Source organism: Teretinema zuelzerae, assembly GCF_021021555.1.
Lineage (GTDB): Bacteria > Spirochaetota > Spirochaetia > Treponematales > Treponemataceae > Teretinema > Teretinema zuelzerae.
Genome location: NZ_JAINWA010000003.1, coordinates 624,599 through 651,551, shown reverse-complemented (window position 1 = coordinate 651,551; position 26,953 = coordinate 624,599). Strand labels below are relative to the sequence as shown.

Here is a 26,953-nt window from a genome sequence, read left to right as displayed (position 1 = left end):
TTTAAATCCTCACGATTTCTTACGACGAGCTTTAGCAAAAAACCATTGGTATGTTATACTCGCTCACGCGCGTGAGCATTCGCGCTATTTTTGGAGGATACTTACGTGAATATGCATGTGCCGGACAATAAGAAATTTCTAGCGGCGGCCTTCGCGGCTTTTGTGCTTTTTGTTTTAGTCATTGCTTCATCCTGTTCGTCGAACCAGCCGGCGCTAGGAGATTCGATTCCCCCTGAGCCTTCATATCCGGAAACTCCCGGCGATCCCCTTCCTGGGGATTTCAGCCTGTCCGCCCGCGAATTCGTATCCGGACTCGGAACCGGCTGGAACCTGGGCAATACCCTGGACGCCTACGGCACAACCGGCCTTGCGAGCGAAACTTCGTGGGGCCAACCGCGTACGACTCAGGATATGATGAAAAACCTCAAGGCTTCCGGCATCGATCTCGTCAGAATTCCCGTATCCTGGCACAACCATGCAGACGAGGCCTTCACCATCGATCCTGAATGGATGGCGCGGGTAAAAACCGTGGTAGACTACGCGCTTGCCGAGGATCTTCGGGTCATCATCAACATTCATCACGATAACGAAAAAGAATATTACTTTCCCGACGCCGAACACGCAGAGCGTTCGCTCGCTTTCGTAACGCGCGTGTGGAAGCAAATCGCGCTTACGTTCCGCAATTACGATGAAAACCTGATATTCGAACTTTTAAATGAGCCCCGCCTCGTGGGCTACGCGAACGAATGGGGCTGGAGCGATTCCGATTCTGCATTGACGAAAGCCGCTTCTATAATCGGGGAACTCGAACAGAGCGCCCTGGACGTCGTCCGCGCTTCCGGAAGCAATAACAAAAATCGATACGTGATGATCACTCCCTACGTCGCATCTCCCTGGGCCGCGCTTTCATCCCGTTTCGTCGTTCCCGAGGATTCGGCGGAAGACAAGCTCATCCTTTCCGTTCACGCATATACTCCCTACAGCTTCGCGATGGAAGATCCCGGCGAGAAAATCTTCACTGATAAGCACCGCTCCGATATCGACACTTTCATGGCTAATCTCAATGATTCGTTTACGGCGAAGCGCGGGATTCCGGTCATCATCGGTGAATACGGCGCGACGAACAAGAACAACCTCGCCGCCCGGGTCGAGTGGTTCTCGTATTATGTCGGGAAGGCCGCAAGCTACGGCATGCCCGTCGTGCTGTGGGACAACGGAAATCACCAGGTTCCCTCCTCCGGCTCCTTCTCCGAGCTCTACGGCTTCTACAACCGCGTCGGGGGCTCCTGGTATTCCCCCGAGATTCTCGAAGCGATACTGGGGGCGTTGTAAAGCCCGATGGTTCTCTTTCTTTCTCTGTTGATAATTCTGTCGATACTGGCCTCCAAGGTGAGCTCGCGCTTTGGGCTTCCGCTTCTCATCGGATTCATACTGATAGGAATCATCGTCGGCAGCGATGTTCTCAATCTCGTGTATTTCGACAACGCTGATCTGACGAAACGCGTCGCGGACATTCTGTTGATATTCATCATCTTCGAGGGAGGATTCCGCATTACGCGGGGAGAATTTCGCAGCGTGGCCGGGCCGTCGCTTACGCTCGCGACGCTCGGAGTCGCCCTTACTTCCGGAATCCTCGGTTTGATCATCCATTTCGCGCTCGGCTTCGATCTTATTTATTCTCTCCTGATTTCCTCTATCATTTCATCGACAGACGCCGCCGCGGTTTTTATGATTACCCGGAGCAATCCCATCAAATCGAAGCTCGCGAGTACTCTTAATATTGAATCGGCCGCGAACGACCCGATGGCGATCATCCTTACAGTAACATTCATACAGATCGCCATGCAGTCGTTCCGGTCCCCCCTGATCGCGATTCTCTCTCTCTTGTGGCAGTTCGCCGGCGGGATCATCATCGGATACCTGGCGTTCAGGATATCAATGTTCGTTTTCCATCATCTTAATTCGGAGAGCAGGGGCAACTATAATATTCTCATGCTGGGGTGCATTCTCTTTGCCTACGGAATTTCCGACGCGCTTAAGGCGAACGGAATCATCGCTGTTTTCTTCATGGGATACTGGCTCGGCAACGCGAACTTCCCGGCGAAGCGCAGCGTGAGCGGTTTTCTCGAAAGCATTGCCGCCATGTTCAATATTGCGCTTTTCATCATGCTCGGGCTTCTTGCCTTTCCCCATCGCTTCGCCGCGGTCTGGAAGGAAGCGCTCATCATTGTCGCGGTCATGATGTTCGTAGCCCGCCCGTTCGCGCTTTTTATTTCGACCATACCGTTCAAATATTCCGCTAAGGAAAAAGTTTTTCTCATGTGGGGCGGCATAAAGGGTGCGGTTCCTATCGTTCTCGCGACCTATCCTCTCGCGTCCGGGCTCGATTCGTCCGGCTTCATTTTCGACGTCATTTTTTTTGCCGTATTTCTTTCCTGCATCATCCAGGGAACTACGCTCGGATTGCTGGCAAAGGCGTTTTCGTTCACTGAACGCAGAAGGCTCGAGTCCCCGCACACGATAGAATTGCATTCCCTGCGTTCGAGCAATGTCGAAATGGCGGAAGTACGAGTTGATGAAAACTCCCCCTGTATCGACCGCCCTATTTCGGAGATGAATCTCGACAAGGATCTGCTCATCAGCTCCATCGTCCGCGACGGCCAGATAGTTCTCCCGAAGGGAAGCACTGTCGTCAAAGCGAACGACATCTTGTACGTTCTCGCTCCCTCTGCCAAAGTGAACGAGCTCGCCGTTAAGCTGAACGGCGTTTGATAGGTATTCATATGACGAATTCCCGTAAGGGTTATAGTCGCCAGTTTTTATGAGAACAAAAGGAGTCACGCTATGCCATCATTACGATCGGACGTCACCACAAAAGGACGCATAATGGCCGGAGCCCGCGCCTTATGGCGGGCAAACGGCATGCAGGCCGCTCATATGGGCAAGCCCGTCATCGCGATTGCGAACAGCTTTACCCAGTTCGTTCCCGGCCATGTGCATCTGCACGACGTCGGCCAGAAAGTGAAAGCGATCATCGAAGCGCGCGGTTTTTTCGCGGCCGAGTTCAATACTATCGCCATAGACGACGGAATCGCGATGGGCCATTCCGGCATGCTCTACAGCCTCCCTTCGCGGGATTTGATCGCCGACAGCGTCGAGTACATGGTTAACGCGCATACGGCCGACGCCCTGATCTGCATATCGAATTGCGATAAAATCACTCCCGGCATGCTGATGGCCGCCATGCGCCTGAACATACCGACCATTTTCGTTTCAGGCGGTCCGATGGAAGCCGGCCATTCGGGCGGCCGGGCTCTGGACCTCATCGACGCGATGGTGTCGGCCGCGGACGAACGCATCGGCGACGCCGAGGTCGCGGCTGTCGAAGAAAGCGCATGCCCTACCTGCGGCTGCTGTTCGGGCATGTTCACGGCCAATTCCATGAACTGCCTCAATGAAGCGCTCGGCCTTGCGCTGCCGGGCAACGGAACGGTTTTGGCTACCCACGCGGAGCGCGCGCGGCTGTTCGAACGCGGGGCCGAGCGTATTTGCGATCTGGCCGAGGAATACTACAGAACCGGAAACGAGCGGCTTCTTCCCCGGGGCATCGCGACCCGGGCGGCTTTCATGAACGCGATGAGCCTGGATATCGCGATGGGCGGCAGCACCAATACGGTTCTGCATCTCCTTGCGATAGCCCGCGAAGCCGAAGTCGATTTCACGATGAAAGACATCGACCATCTTTCCCGAAAAGTACCCTGTTTGAGCAAGGTCGCGCCGAACTCTCACTATCATATCGAAGACGTTCATCGCGCCGGCGGCATCATGGGCATACTGGCGGAGCTGGATCGGGGCGGTCTCCTCGATGCCTCCGTTTCGCGCGTAGACTATCCGTCGCTCAAGGAAGCGCTCCGTGACTATGATCTGATCGCGGGCTCCAATCCCGCCGCCCGCGAATTTTACAAGGCAGCGCCTGCGGGGAAGTTCAATCTCGTTCTGGGCAGCCAGGATTCGCGCTATGCGGAACTTGATACCGACCGTTCAGGCGGTTGCATCCGCGATATCGCGCATGCGTATTACGCGGACGGCGGTTTGGCCGTGTTGTCGGGAAACATCGCCGAGCGCGGCTCGATCGTGAAGACAGCGGGTGTGGATCCGTCGGTATTCTCGTTCAGAGGCCCTGCCGTTGTGTTCGAAAGCCAGGAAGACGCCGTGGGCGGAATTCTCTCCGGCAAGGTGCAGGCGGGGGACGTCGTCGTCATCCGCTACGAAGGGCCGAAAGGCGGGCCGGGGATGCAGGAGATGCTGTATCCCACGAGCTACCTGAAAAGCCGCGGCCTCGGGAAAGCCTGCGCCCTCATAACGGACGGCCGCTTCTCAGGCGGAACCTCCGGCCTTTCCATCGGCCACGTGAGTCCGGAAGCCGCAGCCGGCGGAGACATCGCCCTCATCCGTGACGGCGACCTCATTGATATTTCGATTCCCGATCGGCGCCTTGCAGTTATGGTCGACTCCGAAGAGCTTGCGAAGCGCAGAACGGAAGAGAAATCGCGGGGATCTGCCGCTTTTACCCCGGTCTCCCGCGATCGGACAGTCAGCCGCGCCTTGCAGGCGTACGCCCTGTTCGCTCAAAGCGCCGACCAGGGCGCGGTCAGGCGCCTTCCCGGAGAGTCGTAACACAGGACGCCGCCGCTTGCGCGAGCGGCGGCGCGGCAACCATGCTTCGCGGCTCGCGGCGTAAGCAACGCCGTGATACGTTTTCCGGGCTCCTTTATTCAGGCAATGTAAAGGAGCGGAGTTCCTGCGCGCGGAAAAAACGTCCCGATTCGGAGCCGTCCGGCAGCAAAGCCGGAACGAGGGCGCCGGGCAACACCGTTTCCGGCTCGTTGTCCGCGTTCGCTCCTCCAAGGTCGGTTTTCAGCCAGCCCGGATCGAGGAGGCTCGCAATGACGTTCGTTCCCGTGAGGGCTGCCGCAAGATCGTCGGTCCACTTGTCGAGGGCATGCTTCGACGCGCCGTAGCAAGCGAGCTGCGGCGTTTTGTCGATTCCGGACGTGAGGTTGACGATGCGTCCCCAGTTTTTTTCAATCATGGGCGGGAGCAGGGCAGCGGTGAGGCGCGCCGGCGCGAAGACGTTCACCTGGAACGACCATGCCCAGTCTTCCATTGTTAATTCGCCTACGCTTTCGCGCCAGGGGTGCATGACGGCTGCGTTGTTGTACAATATATCGACTCCGCCGGAGGCGAGTATCGATTGCGCGAGTCGTTCGACCTCATCCGGTTTCGACAGTTCAGCGGCGGCGATGACTGCGCGCGCTCCTGCGTTCTTTACATCGAGCGCGACTCCTTCGCATGCGCCCTCTGTCCTTCCGTGGCAGAACACCGTACTGCAGCCGAGTTCGGCAAGCCCCTTCGCGATGAGTCTGCCGACCCCTCTGCTCGATCCTGTTACGAGCGCTGTTTTTCCTTCAAGCGGTTTATTCATATCCGTTGTCCCCTTTATTTTTTTATGTCGCATTCCCGCATCCCGGCCTTTCCAGCTTGGCCGACCGCCTCGATGCTGGCAATCTTCTCGAAGGTGAATATCGCAGCAATATGCGCTAGTCGTGCGGTAGCGGCGGTATTGGACTCTTTTAAGCTACCTCTTACAGGTAATATGGTGACATTAGAAACAAATTTCAAGTAGCAGTGATGCGCTTATGCATTCGCAGCTGTGTGATTTCGTCACGGAAGCTTGCCTTGAAACAAGATACAATCGATGAATAGTAAATCCAAGGAGAAACGTATGAATGTTGACGAACGACGATGCCCGGGGAATCATGTATGTCCCGCTGCGCGAATCTGCCCTGTAGGGGCGATACATCAAACGGGTTTTGGGCTTCCGGTTATTGACGAGAAGCTTTGCATCCGGTGCTGAAAATGCATTAAGTACTGCCCGATGCGCGCGATTCGGTAATGATCCCGGCAGGTTTCGCGTCTGACGCGGTAGTCCGGTGACATCCTGAGTTTTCAGGATTTCTTTTAGCGCCGAAACGAGACAATCACGTACTTTTTCATGTATTCTTACTATAAGGCTGGCTCCCGACAGCCGCAAACTTCGGCCTGTAGAGGAGAAATGAATGGGAAAAACCCTTCTGGATAAGGTATGGGATCTTCATCGCACGGCGACGCTGCCGTCGGGAGAAGATCAGCTTTTCATCGGTCTTCATTTGATTCACGAAGTAACATCGCCGCAGGCGTTTGCAATGATACAAGAGCGCGGATGCGCCGTGTCCCGTCCCGATTTGACGGTCGCGACCGTCGATCACATTGTGCCGACCCGGAGCGTCTCGCGCCCGCTGGAAGACGAGCTTGCCGAGGAGATGCTGCGCGCCCTTGAACGGAACACGGCGGAAAACGGAATCCGTTTTTTCAATTGGGGAAGCGGCAAACAGGGAATCGTCCATGTCGTAGGTCCCGAGCAGGGCCTCACCCAGCCGGGCATGACCATCGTGTGCGGAGATTCGCATACGGCGACCCACGGAGCCTTCGGCGCCATCGCTTTCGGCATCGGGACGAGCCAGATACGGGACGTTCTGGCGACTCAAACTCTTGCGGTCGGAAAACCCAAGGTCCGGCGGATTGTGTTCACCGGTGCGCCCGGCAAGGGCGTGAGCGCGAAAGACTATATCCTTGCCCTGATCGCCCGGCTGGGCGTGAACGGCGGCATCGGATACGCCTATGAATACGCGGGCGAGGCGATAGAAGCCCTGGATATGGAGGGGCGCTTGACGCTCTGCAATATGAGCATCGAGGGCGGCGCTAAATGCGGATACGTGAATCCCGACCGCGTTACCGTCGAGTATCTGCGCGGGAAGCCCTTCGCTCCCTCGGGGCCGGCCTTCGAACAAGCCGCCGAGTTCTGGCTTTCCATGGCGTCCGATCCGGACGCCTGCTACGACGACGAGGTGTCTATCGACGTTTCAAGCCTCGAGCCTCAGGTTACCTGGGGCATCAATCCGGGGCAGGGAATCGCGGTTACCGCTTCTCTTCCCTTTCCCGAGTCCTTTCCCGACGGCGCCGAAACGGCCCGCGCCGCCTATGCCCATATGGGATTAACTCCAGGCAAACCGATAATAGGAACAAAGATCGACGTTGCCTTCATCGGCAGCTGTACCAACGGAAGGCTTTCAGACCTCCGCTCCGCCGCCGGAATTCTCAAGGGGCGCCGCGTCGCGCCCGGAGTACGCGCCTTCGTCGTTCCGGGCTCGGAGCAGGTGAAGGCCGCCGCTGAACTCGAGGGCCTCGACCGGATTTTCATGGACGCGGGCTTCGAGTGGAGAGGTGCCGGGTGTTCGATGTGCCTCGCGATGAATCCCGACCGGCTTTCGGGAAGAGAGCTTTCCGCTTCGTCTTCTAACCGCAATTTCATCGGAAGGCAGGGATCCGCCTCGGGTAGAACCATGCTGATGAGTCCCGCCATGGTCGCGGCCGCGGCGGTTCGTGGCGAAATCTGCGATGTACGGGAGTATATGCCATGAATCTGGATACAAAGATAGCAACAGTCACCGGCCGCGCCATATCCCTGCGCGGCGACGAGATCGATACCGACCGAATCATACCCGCCCGTTTTCTGCGCTGCGTGACGTTCGACGGCTTGGGCGAACAGGCTTTCAGAGACGAGCGGTTCAATGCCGACGGCGCTGAAAAAAAGCATCCCATGAACGAAAGCTCCCGCGCGGGAGCCGGAATACTCGCGGTCAACCGAAATTTCGGCTGCGGTTCCTCCCGGGAGCACGCTCCGCAGGCTCTTGCCCGCTGGGGAATCCGGGCGATTATCGGGGAATCCTTTGCCGATATTTTTGCCGGAAATTGCGCAGCAATCGGCGTGCCGGCGGTAACGGCGGCGGCTTCCGACGTCGCGGCTCTCCAGTCGGCGATCGAAGCCGACCCGAAGCTCGAGATCTCCGTAAATCTCGCTTCCATGACCGTGTCCTACGGTTCGTCGTCTTTTCCGGTTTCGATGCCCCCCTCGCACCGCAGCAATTTTCTTTCGGGAAGCTGGGACACCCTCGCTGAACTGCTTTCGCACAGGGATGAGATCGGACGGACCGCCTCCCGCATACCGTATTTGAATCAGGCGGGAGGTCCCGGATGAACGCTCAACGAATGACCGGCGCGCAGGCGATTCTTGCTTCCTGCGAACAGCACGGAGTGACTCATATTTTCGGGTATCCCGGCGGGGCGAACATTCCGATGTTCGACGCCCTGATCGATTCGCCGGTCAAGCTGGTCCTGTCCCGCCATGAGCAGGGCGCCGTCCATATGGCAGACGGCTTCGCCCGCGCTTCGGGAAAAGTCGGCGTCGCTCTGGTCACCAGCGGTCCCGGCGCTACGAACGCCGTCACCGGCTTGCTGACCGCGCACATGGACTCGGTTCCCCTCATCGTGATCTGCGGGCAGACGATCACCGCGAATCTCGGCCTGGACGCCTTCCAGGAAGCCGATGTTTCCGGAATCAGCTACCCGGTCGTTAAATACTCCTATCTCGTTAAAAAAGCTTCGAGCCTTCCCGCGGTGATGAAAGAAGCCTTCCATCTCGCGACTACCGGAAGGCCCGGCCCCGTGCTCATCGATGTTCCCAAGGACGTATCGGCAGCCCTCATCGATGCCGATTTTTCAGTTCCCATGGATCTGCCCGGCTACCGCGTAAAAAGCGGATACGACGAAGCCGCTGTAGAAAAAGCGGCCGCACTGCTCGGCGCCGCCTCGCGCCCCGTCCTTCTCGTCGGCCACGGCGCGCTGATTTCCGGGGCGAAGGATGAAATCCGCCGCCTCGCGGAAAAGCTGCGGATTCCCGTCGTATCGACCCTCCTCGGGAAGGGCTGCTTCCCGGAAGACCATGAGCTGTCCCTGGGAATGCTCGGCATGCACGGTACCGCGTACGCGAACATGGCAGTCCGCGATTGCGACCTCATCATGTCGATAGGCTCCCGCTTCGACGACCGGATTACCGGGAACGCGAAAACCTTTTGCAAGAACGCGAAAAAGATCCATGTCGATATCGATGCTTCGGAACAGGACCGCCAGGTGAAGGTAGATGTGTTCATTCACGCTGACGCCGGAGAAGCCGCCGCGGCGATTCTCTCGCTCGCTTCTCCCGGAGATACGTCCGCCTGGATCGAGACTGTGACGGGATTCAAGAGGGACTATCCGCTCGAGTATCCGAAGGACGCGCTATCCGCCCGCATGGTCATCGACCGCATCCACGCCTTGTCCAAGGGAAACGCCGTCGTAACCACCGACGTCGGACAACATCAGATGTGGGCCGCCCAGTTCTATAAAACGCGTTCTCCCCGGGATTGGATCAGCTCCGGCGGCGCCGGAACGATGGGCTTCGGCTTTCCCGCCGCGATCGGCGCCCAGCTTGCCCGTCCCGGAGAGCTCGTCGTCGCGATCGTAGGGGACGGCGGCTTTCAAATGACGGAGTTCGAGCTTTCCACCGCTATGCTTCAAAAAACGCCCGTAAAGATTTTGATCATCGACAATAAATACCTCGGAATGGTCAGACAGTGGCAGGACATATTCTTCAACAACCGGCTTTCGGGCGTAACGATGGACAATAATCCGGACTTCGTGATGCTCGCCCAAGCCTACGGCATGAAGGGCTTCAGGATTTCCTCCGTCGACGAAGTCGATTCGATTCTCTCCGCCGCGCTCAACCACGACGGCCCCTGCGTCATCCATGCCGAAGTGTCCCGCGAGGACAACGTTTTCCCGATGATTCCGGCCGGCGCCGAATACAGCGCCATGCTGTTGTCCCGACCGGACGGGCCCGTAGAAAAACCGAAAGGGAGCACCTGATGAATCGCCAAGAAGAACAACACAGCATCAGCCTGCTGGTGTCGAATCGTCCCGGAGTCCTGATACGCATCGCCGAGGTCTTCGCCCGGCGCGGCTACAATCTGGATTCCGTCGTGGTTTCCCCGACTCATCGCCCGGCTTTCAGCCGCATGAACATCGTCGCCTCGGGCGATCGGGAAATTCTCGCACAGGTCATCCGGCAGCTCGACAAGCTCGTCGACGTAGTCCACGCGGCCGATCATACCGGGGAAGAAATCATCGAAGGCGAAATAGCCTTCTTCAAGGTGGATTGTCCGGTAGAGAAAAGAACCGAACTGATGCAGCTCGCCGAACACTTTACTGCGCGCAGCGTGGATTTGACGGCCGATTCAATTACCTTCGAAGCCACCGGAAAATCGGCGAAGCTCAACGCCTTCCAGCTGATGCTCGAACAATACGGCATACTCGAGAGCGTGCGAAGCGGAAAGCTTCTGATGGCCCGCGGGCGGAGCGACACATGAACAAGCAGTCCGCGGAAAACCTCCTGAGACTCTCCCGGGAGCGAATCCTGTTTCTCGACGGAGCCATGGGCACCATGATTCAGAAGGAAGGCCTCTCCGAGAATGATTTCCGGGGCCGCCGCTTTACGGATCATCCCGTGCCCCTGAAGGGAAACAACGATCTGTTGTCCCTCACGCGTCCCGACGTAATCCGTTCCATCCACGACCGCTACCTTGCGGCCGGCGCCGATATTTTAAAAACGAACACCTTTAATTCGACCTCGGTTTCGCAGGCGGATTACGGACTTGAAAGCCTGTCGGCGGAACTCTCTTTCGCCGGAGCCCGGCTCGCCCGGGAAGCAGCGGACGAGTGGACTGCGGCCAGCGGCGAAGTAAAATTCGTAGCCGGAATTATCGGCCCGACAAGCAAGACGCTTTCGATTTCGCCGGACGTAATGGATCCGTCGGTGCGGAATATCTCCTTCGACGAACTGGCGGCCGCCTACCGGATCTCGGTCGAGGCGCTCGCCTCGGGCGGCGTCGATATTCTGCTGGTCGAAACCGTCTTCGACACCCTCAACGCCAAGGCGGCTCTTTTCGCGATCGACGGTTTTTTCTCCGATTCGGGCCTTTCCCTGCCCGTGATGATTTCCGGAACCATCACCGATAAAAGCGGGAGAACTCTTTCCGGCCAGACGCCAACGGCCTTCTACGCCTCTCTCAGGCACGCAAAGCCGTTCAGCATCGGCTTCAACTGCGCGTTCGGCGCGCGCGACATGGCGGATTACGTCAGGGAACTTTCTTCTCGCTGCGAGTGCCTCGTCAGCATGCATCCCAACGCGGGACTTCCGAACGCTCTCGGGGAATACGACGACTCGCCGGAATCGATGGCGGCCGTATTGCGCGAGCTTGCTGAAACATCGAACGTGAACATCGTAGGGGGCTGCTGCGGCTCGACTCCCGAACACATAGCGGCGGTAACGGCCGCCCTGAAGGACATCCCTCCGCGGATTCCCTGCGCGCCCGCGGAGTCGACCCTGCTATCCGGCCTTGAACCGTTCGAAATATCGGGCGGTTCGCTTTTCGTGAACGTCGGAGAACGTGCGAACGTAACCGGCTCGAAAAAATTCGCCGAGCTTATAAAGGCGAAGGACTACGAAGCGGCAGTCGCCGTCGCGCGCGCGCAGATCGAAAACGGCGCGCAGATCATCGACGTGAACATGGACGAATCCCTGCTAGACGCCGGCGCCGAAATGGAAACCTTTCTTAAATACTGCGCGGGCGAGCCCGATATCGCCCGCGTTCCGTTCATGGTGGACTCATCACGCTTCGACGCGATCATCCGCGGCCTCAAGTGCATTCAGGGAAAAGCGATCGTCAACTCGATCAGCCTGAAAGCCGGAGCGCCCGAGTTTCTCGCGCAGGCGCGGCTGATCAAGCGGCTCGGCGCGGCGGTCGTGGTGATGGCTTTCGACGAAACCGGTCAGGCAGAAACGGCGGAGCGGAAAGTGTCGATCCTTGCGAGATCTCACCGCCTGCTCGTCGAAGAGGCCGGATACGATCCCGCGGACATCATCTTCGATCCCAACGTGTTCGCTCTGGCGACCGGGATCGAAGCCCACAACCGGTACGGCGCCGATTTTATCGACGCGGTGCGGACTCTCCGCGGCCGTTTTCCGCGTTCTCCCATATCGGGCGGCATCAGCAACGTCAGTTTTTCCTTCCGGGGAAACAACGCGCTGAGGGAAAGCATCCACTCGGTATTTCTCTATCACGCGATCCGCGCCGGGCTGAATATGGGCATCGTGAACGCCGGAGCCCTCCCTATCTACGAAGAAATACCAGGCTCTTTGAGAACCATTATAGAAGACGTTATTTTCGATGTTCGGCCGGACGCCGCTGAGCGTCTGCTCGAAGCCGCCGTGTCCGTCGCGGACGATAAAAAAGATCCCAAGACCGCCGCTCTCTGGCGCGCGGAAGCTCCCGCGGCGCGGGTAGTCCACGCCCTGGTCAAGGGCATCGATGCGTTTATAGAAGACGATATAGAAGAACTGCGCGCTGAGTACCCCCAGGCCCTTAAAATCATCGAAGGCCCGCTGATGGACGGTATGAAAAGCGTCGGAGAGCTTTTCGGCTCCGGCAAGATGTTCCTTCCCCAAGTGATTAAATCCGCGCGCGTCATGAAAAAAGCGGTGGCCCATCTCGCCCCGTACATAGACGCCGAAAACGCCGCCGGAAACCGGATCGCGTCCAAGGGCGTCATCGTGATGGCCACGGTCAAAGGCGATGTCCACGATATCGGCAAAAACATCGTCGGAGTGGTTTTGCAGTGCAACGGCTACGAGGTGATAGACCTCGGCGTTATGGTTCCCGCCTCTGCGATCATCGAGCGGGCCGTCGAAGCGAAAGCCGATATGATCGGCCTGTCCGGCCTTATAACCCCCTCGCTGGACGAAATGAAGGAAACCGCGGCGGCCATGCATCGAGCGGGTTTGACGATTCCGTTATTGATCGGGGGAGCGGCGACTTCCCGGCTCCACACCGCGCTCAGAATCGAATCGGCCTATCCCTTCGGCGTCGTACATGTGCAGGATGCCTCCAAAACGCCTCCGGTTGTTCAGCTCCTGCTTTCAGAGCGCAGGGCCTCCTTTCTCGAAGAAACCAAAGAGCAGTATCGGAAGATCCGGGAAGATCACGCCGCCCTGCAGAATACCCGAACCCTCGCTTCTCTTGATGACGCCCGGCGCAATAAATTTTCGATCGATTGGAAAACCGCGGAGATCGCCGTCCCGAAATTCCTGGGGATTCGATCCTTCGACGGGTATCCGCTTGCGGAATTGATTTCGTATATCGATTGGAGTTTCTTCCTCAAGCAGTGGGGGATCGGCGGCGTGTGGCCGGATATCCTTTCCGATCCTGAAAAGGGCTCGGAAGCCCGCTCTGTTGTAGACGACGCTCATGCACTACTCGACGACATGGCGGCCGCCGGCATTGTCCGCGCGCGGGCGGTGTTCGGCATTTTCCGTGCGAACTCGGTCGGGGACGACGACATCGCCGTGCATAACGGAGACGCTACATATCTCCTTCGAAATCTGCGCCAGCAGACGAACCCGACTCCCCCGTATCTGTCGCTTTCGGATTTCATCGCGCCGCATGATTCGGGAAGGACCGACTACATCGGCGCCTTCGCCCTGACGGCGGGAATCGGCCTCGACGAGTACTCATCCCGTTTCGCGAACGACGATTACCGCTCCATCATGGCGAAGATCCTGTGCGATCGCCTGGCGGAAGCCTTCGCCGAGCGGCTCCATCAACGCGTCAGGACCGAGTTCTGGGGATACGCGCCGGAAGAAAATCTGGGAAAGGAAGCTCTGCTCCGCGAGAAATACTCTGGCATCCGTCCGGCTCCGGGCTATCCTCCCTGCCCCGAGCACTCCGAGAAAGAGACGTTGTTCGCCTTGCTCGGCGCGGAAAAAAATACCGGCATCTCGCTGACTGAAAGCTGGATGATGATGCCCGCCGCCTCCGTATGCGGCTGGTATTACGCGAATCCCGCGGCCCGCTATTTTACCGTGGGAAAGATCGGCGCCGACCAGGCGGAAGATTACGCGAAACGCAAGAGCATCAGCCTTGAGCAGGCCCGCGCCCGCCTCTCGACCCTGCTCATGACGTGAGCTGACGGCGACTTCAAGCTCGACGGTTACGATTTCGGACTTCTTGATAAAATGCGGAGGCGTTCCGATGAGCTCGGAGAAGCGGGGAAGGGCTTCGCCGTGGTCGCCGCGGAAGTGCGCAAGCTCGTCGAACGGTCCCAGCTCGCCGCCGGCGAAATCACCGCCCTTTCCGGTTCCAGCGTAGAAGTCGCCGAGCGCGCCGGCAGGCTGATCGTCGAGATCATCCCCGACATCAAGTCGACTGCCCATCTTGTTCAGGAAATCGCCGCGTCGAGCAACGAACAGAACACCGGAGTAGAACAAATCAACGACGCGTTGAACCAGCTCGACCAGATAATCCAGCAAAACGCTACGGCCTCTGAACAACTTTCATCGATGGCGGAGGAACTCTCCAGCCAGGCTGAAAGCATGAAGGATACCGTCGGATTTTTCATCGTTCGTTCTTCCTAGCGACAGCCGATAGAGATCACCCCCCTGCAAGGACTCTCCCTGCCGGGGGCTCCGGCGCGGGACGTTCGCCCCGCTTCAAGATTCCGGCCTCGATTTTTATTCTATTTCTTGATGCCGAAGAGGATGCGGGACATCGGGAAGCGGCGGAACAGTTCGTAGGCCGCAAGGCTGAGCGCGAAGCTGGCGGCCGTCGTCAACAGGATGAAGGGAGCGGGGCGCGCGACGTGCGAAGAGAGAACGAACGCGACGATGAGCAGAAGCGTCTGGTGGAAATAGTAGAGCGGGAAGGCCGCGCGGGAGAGATAGCGCAGGGGTTTCGCGTCGACGTTCAAGAAGCGCGAGCCGAGCGAGAGGGTTGCGAGAATTCCGATCCATTCAAACGCTGTGTAGCCGATATTCCACGCGAGGTCTCCCTGGAAGCGCGCTGCCCACATCCAGCAGCGGAGCGCGGCGAGGGCGGCCCAGGCGATCGAGAGAACAGCCCATTTCTTCGAGATTTTTTCAATAACCTCTGCGCGGCTCAGGACGAAGAAACCGAGCAGAAAACAAGCGGAATATTCGCCGAGCCCCTTGTTGCCGATTCTGCCGACGAGCGAGAAAATCCCGAGGAACAGAAATCCTCCGGCGGTCAGCGCGGGCAAGGACATCCCGGCCGGGAGCCGGATTCGACCCGGGCCGCTTTCTGGATTCCGCTTCGCGAACCGGGAGGTCAGCGGAAGAAAAACCATCGAGATGATAAAGAGATAGAGAATGAACCACAGATGCCCGGGCGTGAACGCTCCGTCGTTTCCGGAAAAGTCGGTGAGGGTCGTGAAGAATTTGCGATAGTGGGAAAAGAAGCCGCCTGAGTAGCCGTTGTTGAATACATCGCCGATGTAGGCCTGCGGAGGAACGACGAGAACGAGTCCAGCGAGCAGGGGAACCAGCAGCCGCGCGACGCGTTCCTTCGCGTAGTCCGCCGCGCTCCGCTTCTGCAATGCCCGGCGAGTCGATATGCCCGCGAGAACGAAGAGGAGGGCCATCCACCAGGGATAGACCGCTACCACGATATGCGAGCACCATTCGACGGGCCCGAGCCAGACGTAGAAGCCTTCCGGTTTTCCCGACGCGAGCGTGAAGCTGTTGAAGCACATCGCCGCGTGGAAGGGAAAGAGGAGGAGGATGCAGAAAATTCTGAGATTGTCGACGTATCGGTTTCGTTCGGTTTTCATAGCGTTTGCACCGGATGATGAATCAGCGACGTGAATGTGTCAATTCTCTTTTTTTTCGGTCCGTTTCGTGGCATACTTTTGTGCATTTGTTGCGCTATCATTTTAAGGGAGATACCATGTACACGCTTATTCTGCTTCTGCTGGCGATAGCTCCGCCGATGATGTTTTTCGCCTACCTGATCAAGACGGACCGCGTCGAACCCGAACCCCTGGGCATGCTCATGTTCGCGCTCGCGCTCGGAGTGATCTCCACCTTTCCGGCTTCTCTCATCGAGGGTCTGCTCGCGTATCTTCCGTTTTTCGGCGAGCATGATCTTCCAGCCATAATCAGAACCTCCTTCATCCAGGTCGCGCCGGTGGAGGAGGGCTGCAAGCTCGCGGTCATCCTTCTGTTCGTCTGGAAGAATCGCAACTTCAACGAGGAGAACGACGGCATCGTGTACGTTACGGCGAGCTCCATCGGCTTCGCGCTTTTTGAAAACGTGCTGTACGTACTCTCGGGCGGACTGGCCACTGCCGTCGCCCGTTCGATTACCGCGATCCCCCTGCATACGTTCTGCGGCGTCATCATGGGCGCCTATGTCGGGCGCGCGCGCTTCGCCGCCGACCGGCGGACCGCTGCCGTCCTGGTGCTCAAGGGTTTCGCCGCTGCCGTGTTCATCCACGGTTTGTACGATACCTTCGCGATGGAGCACGGAAGCTCTTCCGTCGTCATGCTGCTCCTTCTCGTCGCCGCCCTCTTTTTCGCCGGCCGCTTCTTCTTCAAAACCGGAAAGGAACTTTCAGCCGCGCGATGGGCGAACCCCGAGGCCGCCGCGCAAATCAGACTCGACACCGCGAGCCAGCAGGCGGCGAGGATAGTAGTCCGTTACGGCGAAGACAAAATCGGCATCGACGCCGAAGGGCGTTTTTATCTCAAGCCTGAAAAGCAGACTTGGAAGCTCGTGACGGGCCGCCTGTTGTACGTCTTTTCTTTTGCGTGCTGGGTGCTGTTCCTCGTAATCGGATACAACGCGTCGGACGAAGCGGCTCTCGCGGCCGTCTTTTATTTTTGCCTCACGATGACCTGCGTACCGACCGTTCTTGCCGTGCTCCTCACCCGTTCGTACCGGCAGCGGCTCGAATCGAACACGTATTTATGAAAAAAGGGAAAAGGTTTTCCGACCGCTTCTACGGCGGCATCATCGTATCTTTGCTGGTCTCATCGAGCGCCGTTCTCGGTTCCGTCGGCTGGATCGAATACTTGGGCAGCGCCTCCGGCCTCACCTGGACAGATGTCGCGTACCGGCTGTTGACCCTTTTCACCGTGAACGCGAGCTTCGACCAACCGGGAGTTCCCCTCGCTCTAGATCTTGCGCGCTTTCTCTCTCCCCTGGCGGTCGCGGGCACGGTGGTGTTCGTCGCGATGAGTTTTTTCCGTTCGCGCATGCAGGCGTTTTCGGCCCGATACGCGATGCGCGGCCACGCCGTTTTTTACGGCTTCGACAAGCGCGCCGCTGCTCTTGCCTCCGATATTTCGGCGGAACGCAAGGTGTTGTGCATCGCCCGCTCAGCGGAAGAAGCGATGCGCGCGGCTGAAATGGGAGCCGCATCGATCTTCGAGGAATCCGCCTTTTCTCAGTCCTTCATCGCGTGCGGTCTGCGCCGGGCTCGCTGCCTTTTCGTCATGACGGAATCAGACGTCCTGGCTCAGGAAGCTTCCCGATCAGCCGAGGACTTTTTGCGGAATATCCGGAGATCCAGGAAAGCGGGCGGACTCAAAAGACTGCCTTCGATTTTCGTCGGGTATTCCGACGAATCCGCGCTCAGGATCGCGCGGGAATTCGACGAAGCCGCAGAGAATACCCCGGACGGAAGATCGGAATCAGTTCGGGTTTTCAGATTCAATCCTGAACTTCATCTTGCTCGCGCAATCGTTGATACGCACGTGCTCGGCTCGCTCCCGAATCCCGAAATGCTTCGCGCCGCCGTATTCGGATTCGCGGGGATAGGACAGGCTATCGCATTTGAAATCGCGCAGACAGCCCACTTCGGAGATCTCTCTCTTCCGCGCATTTCGCTCTGCGATCGCGGAATCGAGGCCTCGTTCGATGAATTTCTGGCGAGGCATCCCGGCTTCGACGCCGCCGCTTCCGCGGAGGTTGTCGAAGCATCGCAATGGAAGAATGTCTTTTCAAACGAACTTCCGGACGTCGCGTTCATCTCGTTCGACGATTCGTCGCTGGCCTTGGAGACTGCCCGCGTATTGAGGCAGCTTTCCGTTCTTGCCGGCAAACAGACCAGAATCATTGTGATTCCGCCTTTGGGCCGGGAAGGCTCGTACCCGTCGGAGGAGTGCTGCGGCGGCTATCTTCGCAGCCAGGACATCGTTCTGGTCGACAGCGATGGTCTTGTGAACGGATTGGACATCATGCGCCGCGCGGAAGACTGCGACGTGCTCGCGAAGGGAATCCACTTCAGCTGGCTTGCATCCGAATCTATGAGGTGGGATTCGGAACTCATCGATGCGGAATGGGATAGGCTATCGGACGTCCTGCGCGATTCCAACCGGTATGCCGCCCGGCATCTATTGGTAAAGCTAAGATTCCTGGGGTGGCACTTTGTTTCCGGTTCCGCCGGCGGCGATGGCGGCGAGAAGTTCGAACTTGAATCCTATCCGCGGAAGATTTTAGAACAGCTCGGAAGGATGGAGCATAATCGATGGGCCGCCGAGAAACTCCTTGCCGGCTATCTGCCGTACGCGGACTCATCCGATAGCCGGTACTCGGCGTTCAAAGCTAAGTATCATCTCCACGCGAATCTTGTTCCCTGGGAGTCGCTTTCCGAAGAAGACCAGCGAAAGGATTTGAACGCGCTGAAATACGCGAACGAGATCGCCGCGGCCGCCGGCCTCCGCTTGGCGAGGATTTGTCCGGCCGGCGAGGATTGAGTATATTATGTGTATTGCTCCGGCAAAATTCATGCACCGAGGTGTTTTCTTGTTTTCGCAGCCGCAGATTTTATTAGCTTTGACGATTTTCATCGCCCGCGTGGCGGATGTGTCTCTCGGAACGTTCAGGCACGCGATGGTGATACGGGGGAGAAAGCTTCCCGCCTTTTTCGCCGCGTTTGCCGAGTCGCTTATCTGGGTGTTCGCGGTGTCCCGCGTATTGAAGGACATGAGCGATCCCCTGACCGCCGTGGCGTTCGCGCTCGGTTTCGCGACGGGAACATTCTGCGGAATGACTATCGAAAACCTTTTCAAGATCGGCGACCAGGTTATTCGTATTTTCTCCGCGAAGGGCGAGGAGTCGGCCGCTTCCTTGCGCGAGGCCGGATACCGCGTTACCGTGTTCGAAGGCTCCGGCCGCGACGGCGCCGTATCTCTTCTGTTCCTACAGGCGAAACGGCGTGATGTTTCGAAAATCCAGTCTCTCGCCCGCAAGATAGATCCTGCCGGTTTCATCGTCATCGACGACATCAGGAGCGCGTCCGCCGGAGCGCCCTCGAGAAAATGAAAGAAGCTTCGTTCGGACGACGCGAATTACTCTATGCCTGATTTTGAATAAAACAGTTGTCCGACCCGATCGATATGTTCGGTCAGGGCCGGATTTTCGATATAATCGTATATCGATATATCCATCGTGTAGGGAAGCATTGCGTCGTCGAGCTCATTGAGCAGCGTGTGGAAATTTGCATGTATAAGTTCGCTGTTTCCGCTCAGGCATACGTCGATATCGGATCCCGTTCTGTAATTTCCCTTTGCTCTTGATCCGTAAATGCGAGCTTGTTCGATTTCGGGGTGCGCGGCAAAAACCGAGCGAATCTTTGCAATCGTTTCGACGCTTAAACCAAAGTCGTTATTCATCGGAGCTCTGTTCGGCTATTGCTTGAAAGCGTTGCAAAAATTCAAAAAAAGCCGGAAAGAAGGATTGCGTGATCGAGGCGTACACGGCTTCGACGATGGATTGATTGTATGTATGGAAAGCGAGATTTCTGGCTGTAATCATTTCCATCCATATATCCCCGGCCGAAATCAATTCATTTTTAAAGGCTTCCCGCGTGCTGTCCTTCGATCCAACGATGCCGAAAATTCCTTTCCATTGAAGATAGTCTTTCAGTACATTCCATGCGATTTCATGCGTAAACTCGAATGACTGAATGAGTCCTTGCTTTTCAAGCTTTGAAAGTTCCCGGGCATTGGTGAGTTCGACAGCTTCAGTCAAAGCCGCGAAAGCCGTTTTAAAATTCTCGAATCGTTGAATCCAGCGGATGTCGTTTTCCATTGCGGTCCTTTCAAATCTTGATTTTTTTCATTTGCTTAATATCATAGAGTCTGCGAAATATTCAGATCTTCCGGTCGTTCACAATTCCGGCGGGTTTCTCATATCCGGCGGAACCTGACCCTTTCCGTAGATTTGCTCGAGAATTCTCAGATATGTTCCATTTTCGACTATTGTTCTCATTCCTCGGCCCATCGCGTCGAAAAAAGCTCTGCCTTCTGCGGTTTCGATGTTGGAGACGACTCCGTACGTCACTTCGGTCCAGGTTTTTTTCATCGGACGGAATAAATTCCGCTCTGCCGGATACAGCGAAGTCGTGAGATGGAATTCTGTCGCGTCTATGAGAATCGCGATATCGATGCGGCCGAGTCTCAGCTTTTTGATGAGGACTTCAGGCGTTTCCGATATATCGACGGCGACTCCTGCGTCGGTTAGTTTTGAAAGCGAGGGGAGTCCCCTGAGGCTGCCGACCCGGTACTTGATAAGATCTAGCGCTTCGTTCCAGACGAGCTGAGGATCTTTATTGTAGGTATAGAGGTTGACCCTCGTCTTACCGAGGCCGACCGGTTTGAGATGAGGATAACCGTCGAGCTGGAAGCCGAAAATGCCGACGGGTATCTCGCCGCTTTTCATAAGCGCGGTTCCCCGCGCGACCGGCATAAACACGCATTCAGCGCGGGCGTTTTCCGCTGCGAGAGCTGCCCTGATTATCTCCATCGTTATGCCCTGGCCCGGAAGATTTTTTCCCAGAAACGGAGGGTATTTGAGCGCATGGATAGTAAACAACCGTTGGGCTGAAAGGCTGAACGCCGAGAGAACGATCATGGCTGAAAAAAGGGCAAATCTTTTATTCATCAGAATTTAAGTATATGCGCTTCGGCCGAACCGGCAAGAGCACTCTTCCAGGCGCGCGATATCAGCGACCCGCCGGACAGACTTTCATGCAAATTCCGCAGACGGCTCCGCGGCCGATATGCTGGTAGGCCTTTTTCATCCACGAACTGCATTTTTGCGGATGGAATACGGCTCGATCCGATTCGAATCCGATGGCGTCTGCCGGGCAGGCATCCACGCAGAGCCTGCAGTGCGTGCACGTTTCGGCGAGAATCCCGCCCGCGTGTCCGCTTACCGCCTCCGAGCAACTAGCCGCAAAAGCGTGCCCGCTTACACTTGCGGATTCCGCGCTCCCGCCCGCGTGCCCGCTTACACTTGCGGATTCCGCGCTCCCGCCCGCGTGTCCGCTTACCGCCTCCGAGCAACTAGCCGCAAAAGCGTGCCCGCTTACACTTGCGGATTCTGCGCTCCCGCCTGCGTGTCCGCATACCGCCTCCGCGTCGCCGTGCACGACACTGTGCCCTCTTACCGCAACAGGCGCGGCCAACTCCGGCCAGTCGGTGAAAAGGGTCGCGAGCCTTACGCGGGGACCCCATCGGCGGTGGAGGAAGAGTCCGCTGCGCCCCATCGAGCCGAGCCCGGCCAGGCAGGCGGCCTTCTTGTGCGAGTAACGGCCCTCGAACGGCGAGTCGGGCGAGCTTTGCGACGCCGCGACAGCGATGTAGCTCGCCCCCTCAGCCTGTACATGCAGGCCCGCCTGCAGAGAGAGGCGGTCGAGAAAGGCGTTAGCCGTCCGGTAGTGATGGAAATACGTATAGGTGGGTTCTGTTTCTATTTCGTCAATTACGGCGTCCGAGAGCCTCACTGCGATCGATACCGCCCAGGGAAGCCCTCCGGGTCCGTCGCTTACTCGCGTCCAGGAAACATCGCTTGCGCCCCAGGAGCGCAGCAGAGAGGCAAAATCATCGGCTTTCGTTTTCATCGCCCCCAGTTTCTCATATCGGCCGGCTCCCGGGCAAGCGGTCTGCGAGGCTCAATCCGCCGACCCGCGTGCAAGCCGCCACCCCGCGTGCAAGCCGCCGGCCCGCGTGTGAGCCGCCAGCCCGGGCGCAAGCCGCCAGCCCGCGTGCAAGCCGCCAGCCCGCGTGTGAGCCGCCACCCCGCGTGCAAGCCGCCACCCCGCGTGCAAGCCGCCACCCCGGGTGCAAGCCGCCGACCCGCGTGCATGCCACCAGCCCGCGTGGAAGCCGCCGACCCGCGTGCAAGCCGCCGGCCCGCGTGTTAGCTGCCGGCCCGCGTGTCAGCCGCCGGCCCGGGTGCAAGCCGCCGGCCCGCCTGCAAGCCGCCGGCCCGCGTGTGAGCCGCCGGCGAGGCTCAAGCCGCCACCCCGCGTGCAAGCCGCCGACCCGCGTGTTAGCTGCCGGTGCTGTATACTTTTCTGCCGGGAAAGGGTAGTCTTCAGCAATCTTTACCCTCCTCATACGAGAAATCAGGTTTTATATTGAAGAACGCAGACGCATCGAACCCCGCAATCCGCAACATCGCCATCATCGCACATGTCGATCACGGCAAAACAACTCTGGTGGACGCCATGTTCAGCCAGTCGGGCACCTTCCGCGCAGGCCAGGACGTGCCTGAGCGGCTCATGGACAGCATGGATCTTGAACGCGAGCGCGGCATCACGATAGCGGCGAAAAACTGCTCCGTAGTATGGAAAGACGTGAAAATCAACATCCTCGACACCCCCGGCCACGCCGACTTCGGCGGCGAAGTGGAACGCGCGCTTTCCATGGTCGACGGCGTCGTCCTCCTCGTCGACGCTTCCGAAGGCCCCCTCCCGCAAACTCGCTTCGTGCTCGGCAAAGCCCTCGGCCTCGGCCGCTCGGTCATCGTGGTCGTCAACAAGATCGACCGCCCCGACGCGCGCACCGCCGCTGTCTTGAGCGACGTCTACGATCTCTTTATCGATCTCGGCGCGAACGACGAACAGCTCGATTTTCCCCTCTTGTACGCCGTCGGCAAACGGGGCATCGCCCGGCCGACCCTGGAAGGCGATTACGAAACCGGCGACCTTTCGGCCCTCTTCGACATGATACTCGAGAAAATCCCCGCTCCTTCCTTCAGCAGCGCCGAACCCTTCCAGATGCTCGTCTCCGATCTTTCCTATTCCGACTTTTTCGGCCGCCAGGCCATCGGCAAGGTGATCAACGGAAAAGCCCACGCCCGCGACGCTCTCGCCTGCATCGGCGAAGGGGACGTCAGAAAGAACCTCAGCGTAACCAAATTGCAAACTTACGACGGCGTCAAGCTTGTCGAAACCGAAACGGCCGAAAGCGGCGACATCATCGTGCTTTCCGGGATCGAAAACGTTAAAATAGGAGACACCGTGTGCACGCGCGACGCGCCCAAGGCCCTGCCGCGCATCGTCATAGACGAGCCGACCGTGTCCATGCGCTTCTCGGTGAACACCTCTCCCATAGCAGGAACCGAAGGCAAGAACCCCACCTCAACCCAGCTGCTCGAACGCCTGAAAAAGGAAACGCTTAAAAACGTCTCCCTCCTGGTAGACGAAGAAAACATCGGCGGCGGCTTTCTCGTCCGCGGCCGCGGCGAATTCCAGCTGGTCATCCTCATCGAAACGCTCCGGCGCGAAGGCTACGAACTCGGCGTAACGCGGCCCGAGGTGATCTTTAAATACGTAGACGGGAAAAAAATGGAGCCGATCGAACATGTGTACATCGATTGCGCGGAAGTGTACGCGGGCAACGTCACCATGAAGCTCGCAGGCCACAAGGGCCGCATGCTCTCCTACCTCAGCCAGCAGGGCGGCCGCGTCCACCTTGAATTCTCGGTTCCCTCGCGCGCCCTCATCGGCTACCGCGACCAGTTCCTCACCGACACCAAGGGAACCGGAATCATGAACGCGATCGTCACCGGATTCGAAGAATACCGCGGCGACTTCGACGAGTTCTCCAACGGCTTCCTCGTTTCCGACCACAACGGCGCGAGCGTCACCTACGGACTCTTCCACCTCGAACCCCACGGCCAGCTCTTCATCGTAGCCGGCGAACCCATATACGAAGGCATGGTCATCGGCCAGCACAATCTGCAATTCGACCTGGTGGTCAATCCCGCAAAGGAAAAAAAGCTCTCCAACATGCGCTCCACCACCAAGGACGAAGCCCTGACCCTCACGCCCATCCAGCCGATGACCCTCGAGCGCGCGATTCTCCTCCTCCACGAGGACGAAATGGTCGAAGTCACTCCCAAATCGGTGCGCGTGCGAAAAATCGTGTTGAGCGAAGTCGAACGCCGCAAAATCGCCCGCACCAAATAATATACCATCAAGATCAGGGGTCCCGCCGAAGTTCCGCCGCGCCTGCGCTCCGCGCAGCCGCATCGGCCCTTCGTCGCCGGGCTATCCGCGGCGACTCCTCGCGCGGAACTACCGCGCTGCGGGGTCTCTGCTTCTATCCCTGGCCCGAAGAAAGAAAGCTCTTCCACTTTTCTACTGGTAATCCGCCAGTTTTTCCCAGCTCGGCACGACGACGGAGCTCCGCTCCAGTTCGATCAGTCCCCGCCCGGCGAGCAGCCCCAGGTACTTGTTTACCGTCTCCCGGGTGCAGCCGATAGCAGCCCCGAGCTCCGCCTGCGTAATCGAAACCCGCTGCTTTTCCACGCCTCCGATGCTCCGCCGCTGGGCTAACAGGTAGCTCACAAGGCGGTCGAGAGGGCTTGAGTCCGCGAGGCGGGAATGCAGGCGCCTGAGCTCCTGCGAAAGGGACGGAATCAACGCGACAGAATCAAAGAGCGGGCATCTCCGCCGCAAGAGGGCGAAGTTGGGCCGCGCGAAACAGAGCGTCACGCTTTCCTCCGCCGCGATCGCTTCGTAGAGGTAGGCTCCTCCGTCCGCGCATTCCGCGGCTCCGCACCAGGCGCCCCGCTCGAGCGCCGGCAGGGGGATGAGGCTGTCGTCCGTGCGGTATTTCCGGCAGAAGAACCTGCCGGCGAGCACAAGGTGGGCTTCAGTCGCCTCGTCGCCCTGGCAGGCGAGCACGCGCCCCGCCCGGTGCGTCTTGGGCGTTCCGCAGCGCAGGAGTTCTTTTCCCGGCACCGCTTCGCCGTACAGCGAAGCAGCGAGCTCCAGAATTTCGCCGTCCGTCATGAACCGCTCCACTGCTAAGCCCTGAACCGCGGGCACAGAGACTGGAGGGCGGAAAGCGGATAGGCCAGCTCGAACGTTTCCTCCCCGGTATCTGTCGCCACGGCGAATACCGCCGTCAGAATCATCGCCCATGCATCGAGAACTTCGTAGAGGTCTTCTTTTTTCCATCCAGGCGCGCCGGCGGTCGACTTGTCTATCGCGCCGGCGGTCGACTTGTCTGTCGCGCCGGCGGCCGATTTGTCTGTCGCGCTTTTTCCCTCATTGTTTGACGCGCCGGCGGCCGGGAATTCCCGGAGTTCCGCGAAGCGCGCGTCGAGGCATCTCTTCCAGCCGTTGCGCAGGCAGGCGGCGAACTGCTGGCGGTCCTCGGCGTCCGGGAAGATCCGCGCGAGCGCGTGACCTGAGCTCAAGAGGCAGAAGCAGCCGTCTTCTCCCGGCGAGCGGTTCCGCCACCAGGCGCGGTAATCGGCTTCGAAGGCGTCGTCGAACAGCGGAAGCGCCGCTTCCGGCCCGCAGTCCGCGCAATCGCCCGTATCGCGCGAAATCGCACGAATTTCGGGATTCACGCAGAGTTTCGCGGGAAGCTCTCCTGCCGCCTCGTTTTGAGCCGTCCGGCCGGTCGGGCGCATCGAAAGCATGCTGACCGCCTGTTCTGCGCCGGATTTCGGTTCAACCCATTCGTAAAAGGCGAGCTGGTCGGTCGAGACCAGCCGGACTGATTTCGCCGCCGGGTACACCGCCCGGAGCGACCGCGCGAATTCCTCGTGGACAGCAGAAAACAGATCCAGCATCGGCTTGGTCACGAAGTCGGGCCTGCGGGCGTCGTAGGTTTTCGCCTTTTGCGCCTCGCCTCCGGCGCGGAGATAGGCCGAGGTCGTCCGGATTTCGCTTCCCGCCGCGAGACTTCCTTCGGCTTCGTCTATCCTGATTCCCCAGTTTTCATCCCTCACGACCAGCGTTCCCCGGGCAGCCGGAAAGCCGGCAATATAGAGCCGCGCGTTTCCTTCTTCCGTGTACGCCGTGTTCATGTGCACCAGTGTCGCCTCTCCTGAGCCCTCGAGGCTTTTCAGCGCGTAGCGCGCGCAGGCGAGCCGTATCGTAAACGGCACAAGTTCGCAGGCCTCGCTTCCGCGGTCGGGAACCGGCGCGCTCCAAGCGTTCGGCGTCAAGCTTCTGATGCGCGCGGCGCACACCGCCTTTTTATTCGCGTTTCGGCTTCCGCCGGGTTCCGCCGCCGGATCAGCTACCGCCGGATCAGCCGCCGCCGGATCAGCTACCGCCGGATCAGCCGCCGCCGGATCAGCTACCGCCAGATCTGCAATCACCAGATCCGCCTGGGCGAAAAAAGACCCGTTGAAGCTGAGCGTCATCGCCTGTCCGGCGAGATTGTCGCACAGCACCACGTCGCCCGATGCAAGCTGAGACGCTTCGAACCTGCTCATCCATCCCGAGCCTGCCTCGAGGCAGAGCTCTCCATCGATCGAATCAATCATGGTTTTCATAGCCGCTCCTTCGGGAAGGGCGATCCTTCATACAGGATCGTCCTTCTCTTGCCTAAAGCATAGTCCCCGCAACCCGTCCGGAGTGTGAAGCTCACGTGTGAACGCCTTCACAGAAAGGCTGCGGTCTCCGCTTCCCAGGCGGAACGGGAGGCTTCGTCCGAGGCGGTGATCCAGACTATCGCCTCGATTTTTTGTATTCCCATCCGCGCATAGGCCTCGAGCCGGTGATTCCCGTCGTTGATCGTGAAGCGGCCGCGCTCGTAATTGACCAAAAGCGGAAAGAGGTTCCCCCCGTTCCGCACGCGGTCCATGATTCCCGCGACCCGCCTTTCAAAGTTTTCCGCGTCCGTCCGATACCGCATGTGCGGCTCCGGCCCCGTGCATCGCTCCAGCCGATCGGCGTTCAGGATGAGCGGTCCGTGATAGATCCGTTCTTCGATCAACAACCCGTCCGCGAGACCTGAGTTGTTTCCCTCTCCGCGCAGAAAATCCTGAATGTTTTGTTCTATCGTCATACTCATGCAATTAGTATA

22 protein-coding genes are annotated in these 26,953 nt (G+C 58.6%); 13 read left to right on the top strand and 9 right to left on the bottom strand.

Translation table 11 applies throughout. From position 1 onward, the window contains the following. Window positions 1–111 precede the first annotated feature (111 nt). The 3 genes from K7J14_RS10180 to ilvD all read left to right on the top strand — a co-directional run bounded on the left by K7J14_RS10180 (window position 112) and on the right by ilvD (window position 4,677). Window positions 112–1,332 carry a glycoside hydrolase family 5 protein gene (locus tag K7J14_RS10180; protein WP_230758863.1) on the top strand — a complete coding sequence of 407 codons (1,221 nt, stop codon included), beginning with the start codon at window positions 112–114 and terminating at the stop codon, window positions 1,330–1,332. A 6-nt stretch (window positions 1,333–1,338) separates the two neighbouring features. Then, a complete protein-coding gene (locus K7J14_RS10175; RefSeq protein WP_230755855.1) occupies window positions 1,339–2,772 on the top strand; it encodes a potassium/proton antiporter in 1,434 nt (477 codons plus the stop codon). A 72-nt stretch (window positions 2,773–2,844) separates the two neighbouring features. Beyond that, the gene (gene ilvD / locus K7J14_RS10170) at window positions 2,845–4,677 is read left to right on the top strand and encodes a dihydroxy-acid dehydratase (RefSeq protein ID WP_230755853.1); all 1,833 of its coding nucleotides are present in this window, start codon (window positions 2,845–2,847) and stop codon (window positions 4,675–4,677) included. A 94-nt stretch (window positions 4,678–4,771) separates the two neighbouring features. Here ilvD and K7J14_RS10165 read toward each other — a convergent pair whose 3' ends face one another. Beyond that, window positions 4,772–5,485 carry an SDR family NAD(P)-dependent oxidoreductase gene (locus K7J14_RS10165; protein WP_230755849.1) on the bottom strand — a complete coding sequence of 238 codons (714 nt, stop codon included), beginning with the start codon at window positions 5,483–5,485 and terminating at the stop codon, window positions 4,772–4,774. Window positions 5,486–6,119: 634 nt separating this feature from the next. Between K7J14_RS10165 and leuC the strand changes: the two genes are divergently transcribed. The 6 genes from leuC to K7J14_RS10135 are packed head-to-tail and all read left to right on the top strand — an operon-like array spanning window position 6,120 to window position 14,446. Further along, window positions 6,120–7,520 carry a 3-isopropylmalate dehydratase large subunit gene (gene leuC / locus K7J14_RS10160; RefSeq protein WP_230755847.1) on the top strand — a complete coding sequence of 467 codons (1,401 nt, stop codon included), beginning with the start codon at window positions 6,120–6,122 and terminating at the stop codon, window positions 7,518–7,520. Then, on the top strand, window positions 7,517–8,137 hold the full coding sequence (gene leuD / locus K7J14_RS10155) for a 3-isopropylmalate dehydratase small subunit (RefSeq protein ID WP_230755844.1): 621 nt from the start codon (window positions 7,517–7,519) through the stop codon (window positions 8,135–8,137). The genes leuC and leuD overlap by 4 nt, the downstream gene beginning before the upstream one ends. Next, complete coding sequence (gene ilvB, locus K7J14_RS10150) at window positions 8,134–9,843, top strand: biosynthetic-type acetolactate synthase large subunit (protein ID WP_230755842.1); 1,710 nt, start codon at window positions 8,134–8,136, stop codon at window positions 9,841–9,843. The genes leuD and ilvB overlap by 4 nt, the downstream gene beginning before the upstream one ends. Beyond that, window positions 9,843–10,343, top strand: a complete 501-nt coding sequence (gene ilvN / locus K7J14_RS10145) for an acetolactate synthase small subunit (protein ID WP_230755840.1) — start codon at window positions 9,843–9,845, stop codon at window positions 10,341–10,343. Before ilvB ends, ilvN begins: the two co-directional genes overlap by 1 nt. Continuing rightward, window positions 10,340–13,996, top strand: coding sequence for a methionine synthase (metH, locus tag K7J14_RS10140; protein ID WP_230755838.1), 3,657 nt, complete (start codon window positions 10,340–10,342; stop codon window positions 13,994–13,996). The genes ilvN and metH overlap by 4 nt, the downstream gene beginning before the upstream one ends. Window positions 13,997–14,047: 51 nt before the next feature. Continuing rightward, window positions 14,048–14,446: a methyl-accepting chemotaxis protein gene (locus K7J14_RS10135; protein ID WP_230755836.1), complete on the top strand. Its 399-nt coding sequence runs from the start codon at window positions 14,048–14,050 to the stop codon at window positions 14,444–14,446. Between the two features lie 101 nt (window positions 14,447–14,547). On the opposite strand, the gene K7J14_RS10130 is transcribed toward K7J14_RS10135, so the two are convergent. Further along, complete coding sequence (locus K7J14_RS10130; RefSeq protein WP_230755834.1) at window positions 14,548–15,657, bottom strand: acyltransferase family protein; 1,110 nt, start codon at window positions 15,655–15,657, stop codon at window positions 14,548–14,550. A 116-nt stretch (window positions 15,658–15,773) separates the two neighbouring features. Here K7J14_RS10130 and K7J14_RS10125 point away from each other — a divergent pair, with 116 nt between their 5' ends. Genes K7J14_RS10125 through K7J14_RS10115 form a run of 3 tightly spaced genes read left to right on the top strand, consistent with a single transcriptional unit; the run spans window position 15,774 to window position 19,154 of the window. Then, window positions 15,774–16,799 (top strand): PrsW family intramembrane metalloprotease, encoded by a 1,026-nt coding sequence (locus K7J14_RS10125; RefSeq protein ID WP_230755832.1) that lies wholly within the window; start codon window positions 15,774–15,776, stop codon window positions 16,797–16,799. Further along, window positions 16,796–18,586, top strand: coding sequence for a hypothetical protein (locus K7J14_RS10120; protein ID WP_230755830.1), 1,791 nt, complete (start codon window positions 16,796–16,798; stop codon window positions 18,584–18,586). Before K7J14_RS10125 ends, K7J14_RS10120 begins: the two co-directional genes overlap by 4 nt. Window positions 18,587–18,617: 31 nt before the next feature. Further along, window positions 18,618–19,154 (top strand): DUF2179 domain-containing protein, encoded by a 537-nt coding sequence (locus K7J14_RS10115; RefSeq protein WP_230755828.1) that lies wholly within the window; start codon window positions 18,618–18,620, stop codon window positions 19,152–19,154. A 26-nt stretch (window positions 19,155–19,180) separates the two neighbouring features. On the opposite strand, the gene K7J14_RS10110 is transcribed toward K7J14_RS10115, so the two are convergent. From K7J14_RS10110 to K7J14_RS10095, 4 genes are all read right to left on the bottom strand, one after another. Beyond that, complete coding sequence (locus K7J14_RS10110; protein ID WP_230755825.1) at window positions 19,181–19,504, bottom strand: nucleotidyltransferase family protein; 324 nt, start codon at window positions 19,502–19,504, stop codon at window positions 19,181–19,183. After that, window positions 19,497–19,922 carry a nucleotidyltransferase substrate binding protein gene (locus K7J14_RS10105; protein WP_230755823.1) on the bottom strand — a complete coding sequence of 142 codons (426 nt, stop codon included), beginning with the start codon at window positions 19,920–19,922 and terminating at the stop codon, window positions 19,497–19,499. The genes K7J14_RS10110 and K7J14_RS10105 overlap by 8 nt, the downstream gene beginning before the upstream one ends. Before the next feature lie 78 nt (window positions 19,923–20,000). Beyond that, complete coding sequence (locus tag K7J14_RS10100) at window positions 20,001–20,774, bottom strand: hypothetical protein (RefSeq protein WP_230755822.1); 774 nt, start codon at window positions 20,772–20,774, stop codon at window positions 20,001–20,003. Between the two features lie 61 nt (window positions 20,775–20,835). Continuing rightward, on the bottom strand, window positions 20,836–21,735 hold the full coding sequence (locus K7J14_RS10095; protein WP_230755821.1) for a DUF362 domain-containing protein: 900 nt from the start codon (window positions 21,733–21,735) through the stop codon (window positions 20,836–20,838). A 519-nt stretch (window positions 21,736–22,254) separates the two neighbouring features. On the opposite strand from K7J14_RS10095, the gene typA reads away from it, so the two are divergent. Further along, complete coding sequence (gene typA / locus K7J14_RS10090; protein WP_230755820.1) at window positions 22,255–24,090, top strand: translational GTPase TypA; 1,836 nt, start codon at window positions 22,255–22,257, stop codon at window positions 24,088–24,090. A 171-nt stretch (window positions 24,091–24,261) separates the two neighbouring features. On the opposite strand, the gene K7J14_RS10085 is transcribed toward typA, so the two are convergent. The 3 genes from K7J14_RS10085 to K7J14_RS10075 all read right to left on the bottom strand — a co-directional run bounded on the left by K7J14_RS10085 (window position 24,262) and on the right by K7J14_RS10075 (window position 26,941). Beyond that, window positions 24,262–24,918, bottom strand: coding sequence for a Crp/Fnr family transcriptional regulator (locus K7J14_RS10085; protein ID WP_230755819.1), 657 nt, complete (start codon window positions 24,916–24,918; stop codon window positions 24,262–24,264). Window positions 24,919–24,932: 14 nt separating this feature from the next. After that, complete coding sequence (locus K7J14_RS10080; protein ID WP_230755817.1) at window positions 24,933–26,420, bottom strand: hypothetical protein; 1,488 nt, start codon at window positions 26,418–26,420, stop codon at window positions 24,933–24,935. Between the two features lie 107 nt (window positions 26,421–26,527). Further along, complete coding sequence (locus K7J14_RS10075; protein WP_230755815.1) at window positions 26,528–26,941, bottom strand: ParB/RepB/Spo0J family partition protein; 414 nt, start codon at window positions 26,939–26,941, stop codon at window positions 26,528–26,530. Window positions 26,942–26,953 lie beyond the last annotated feature (12 nt).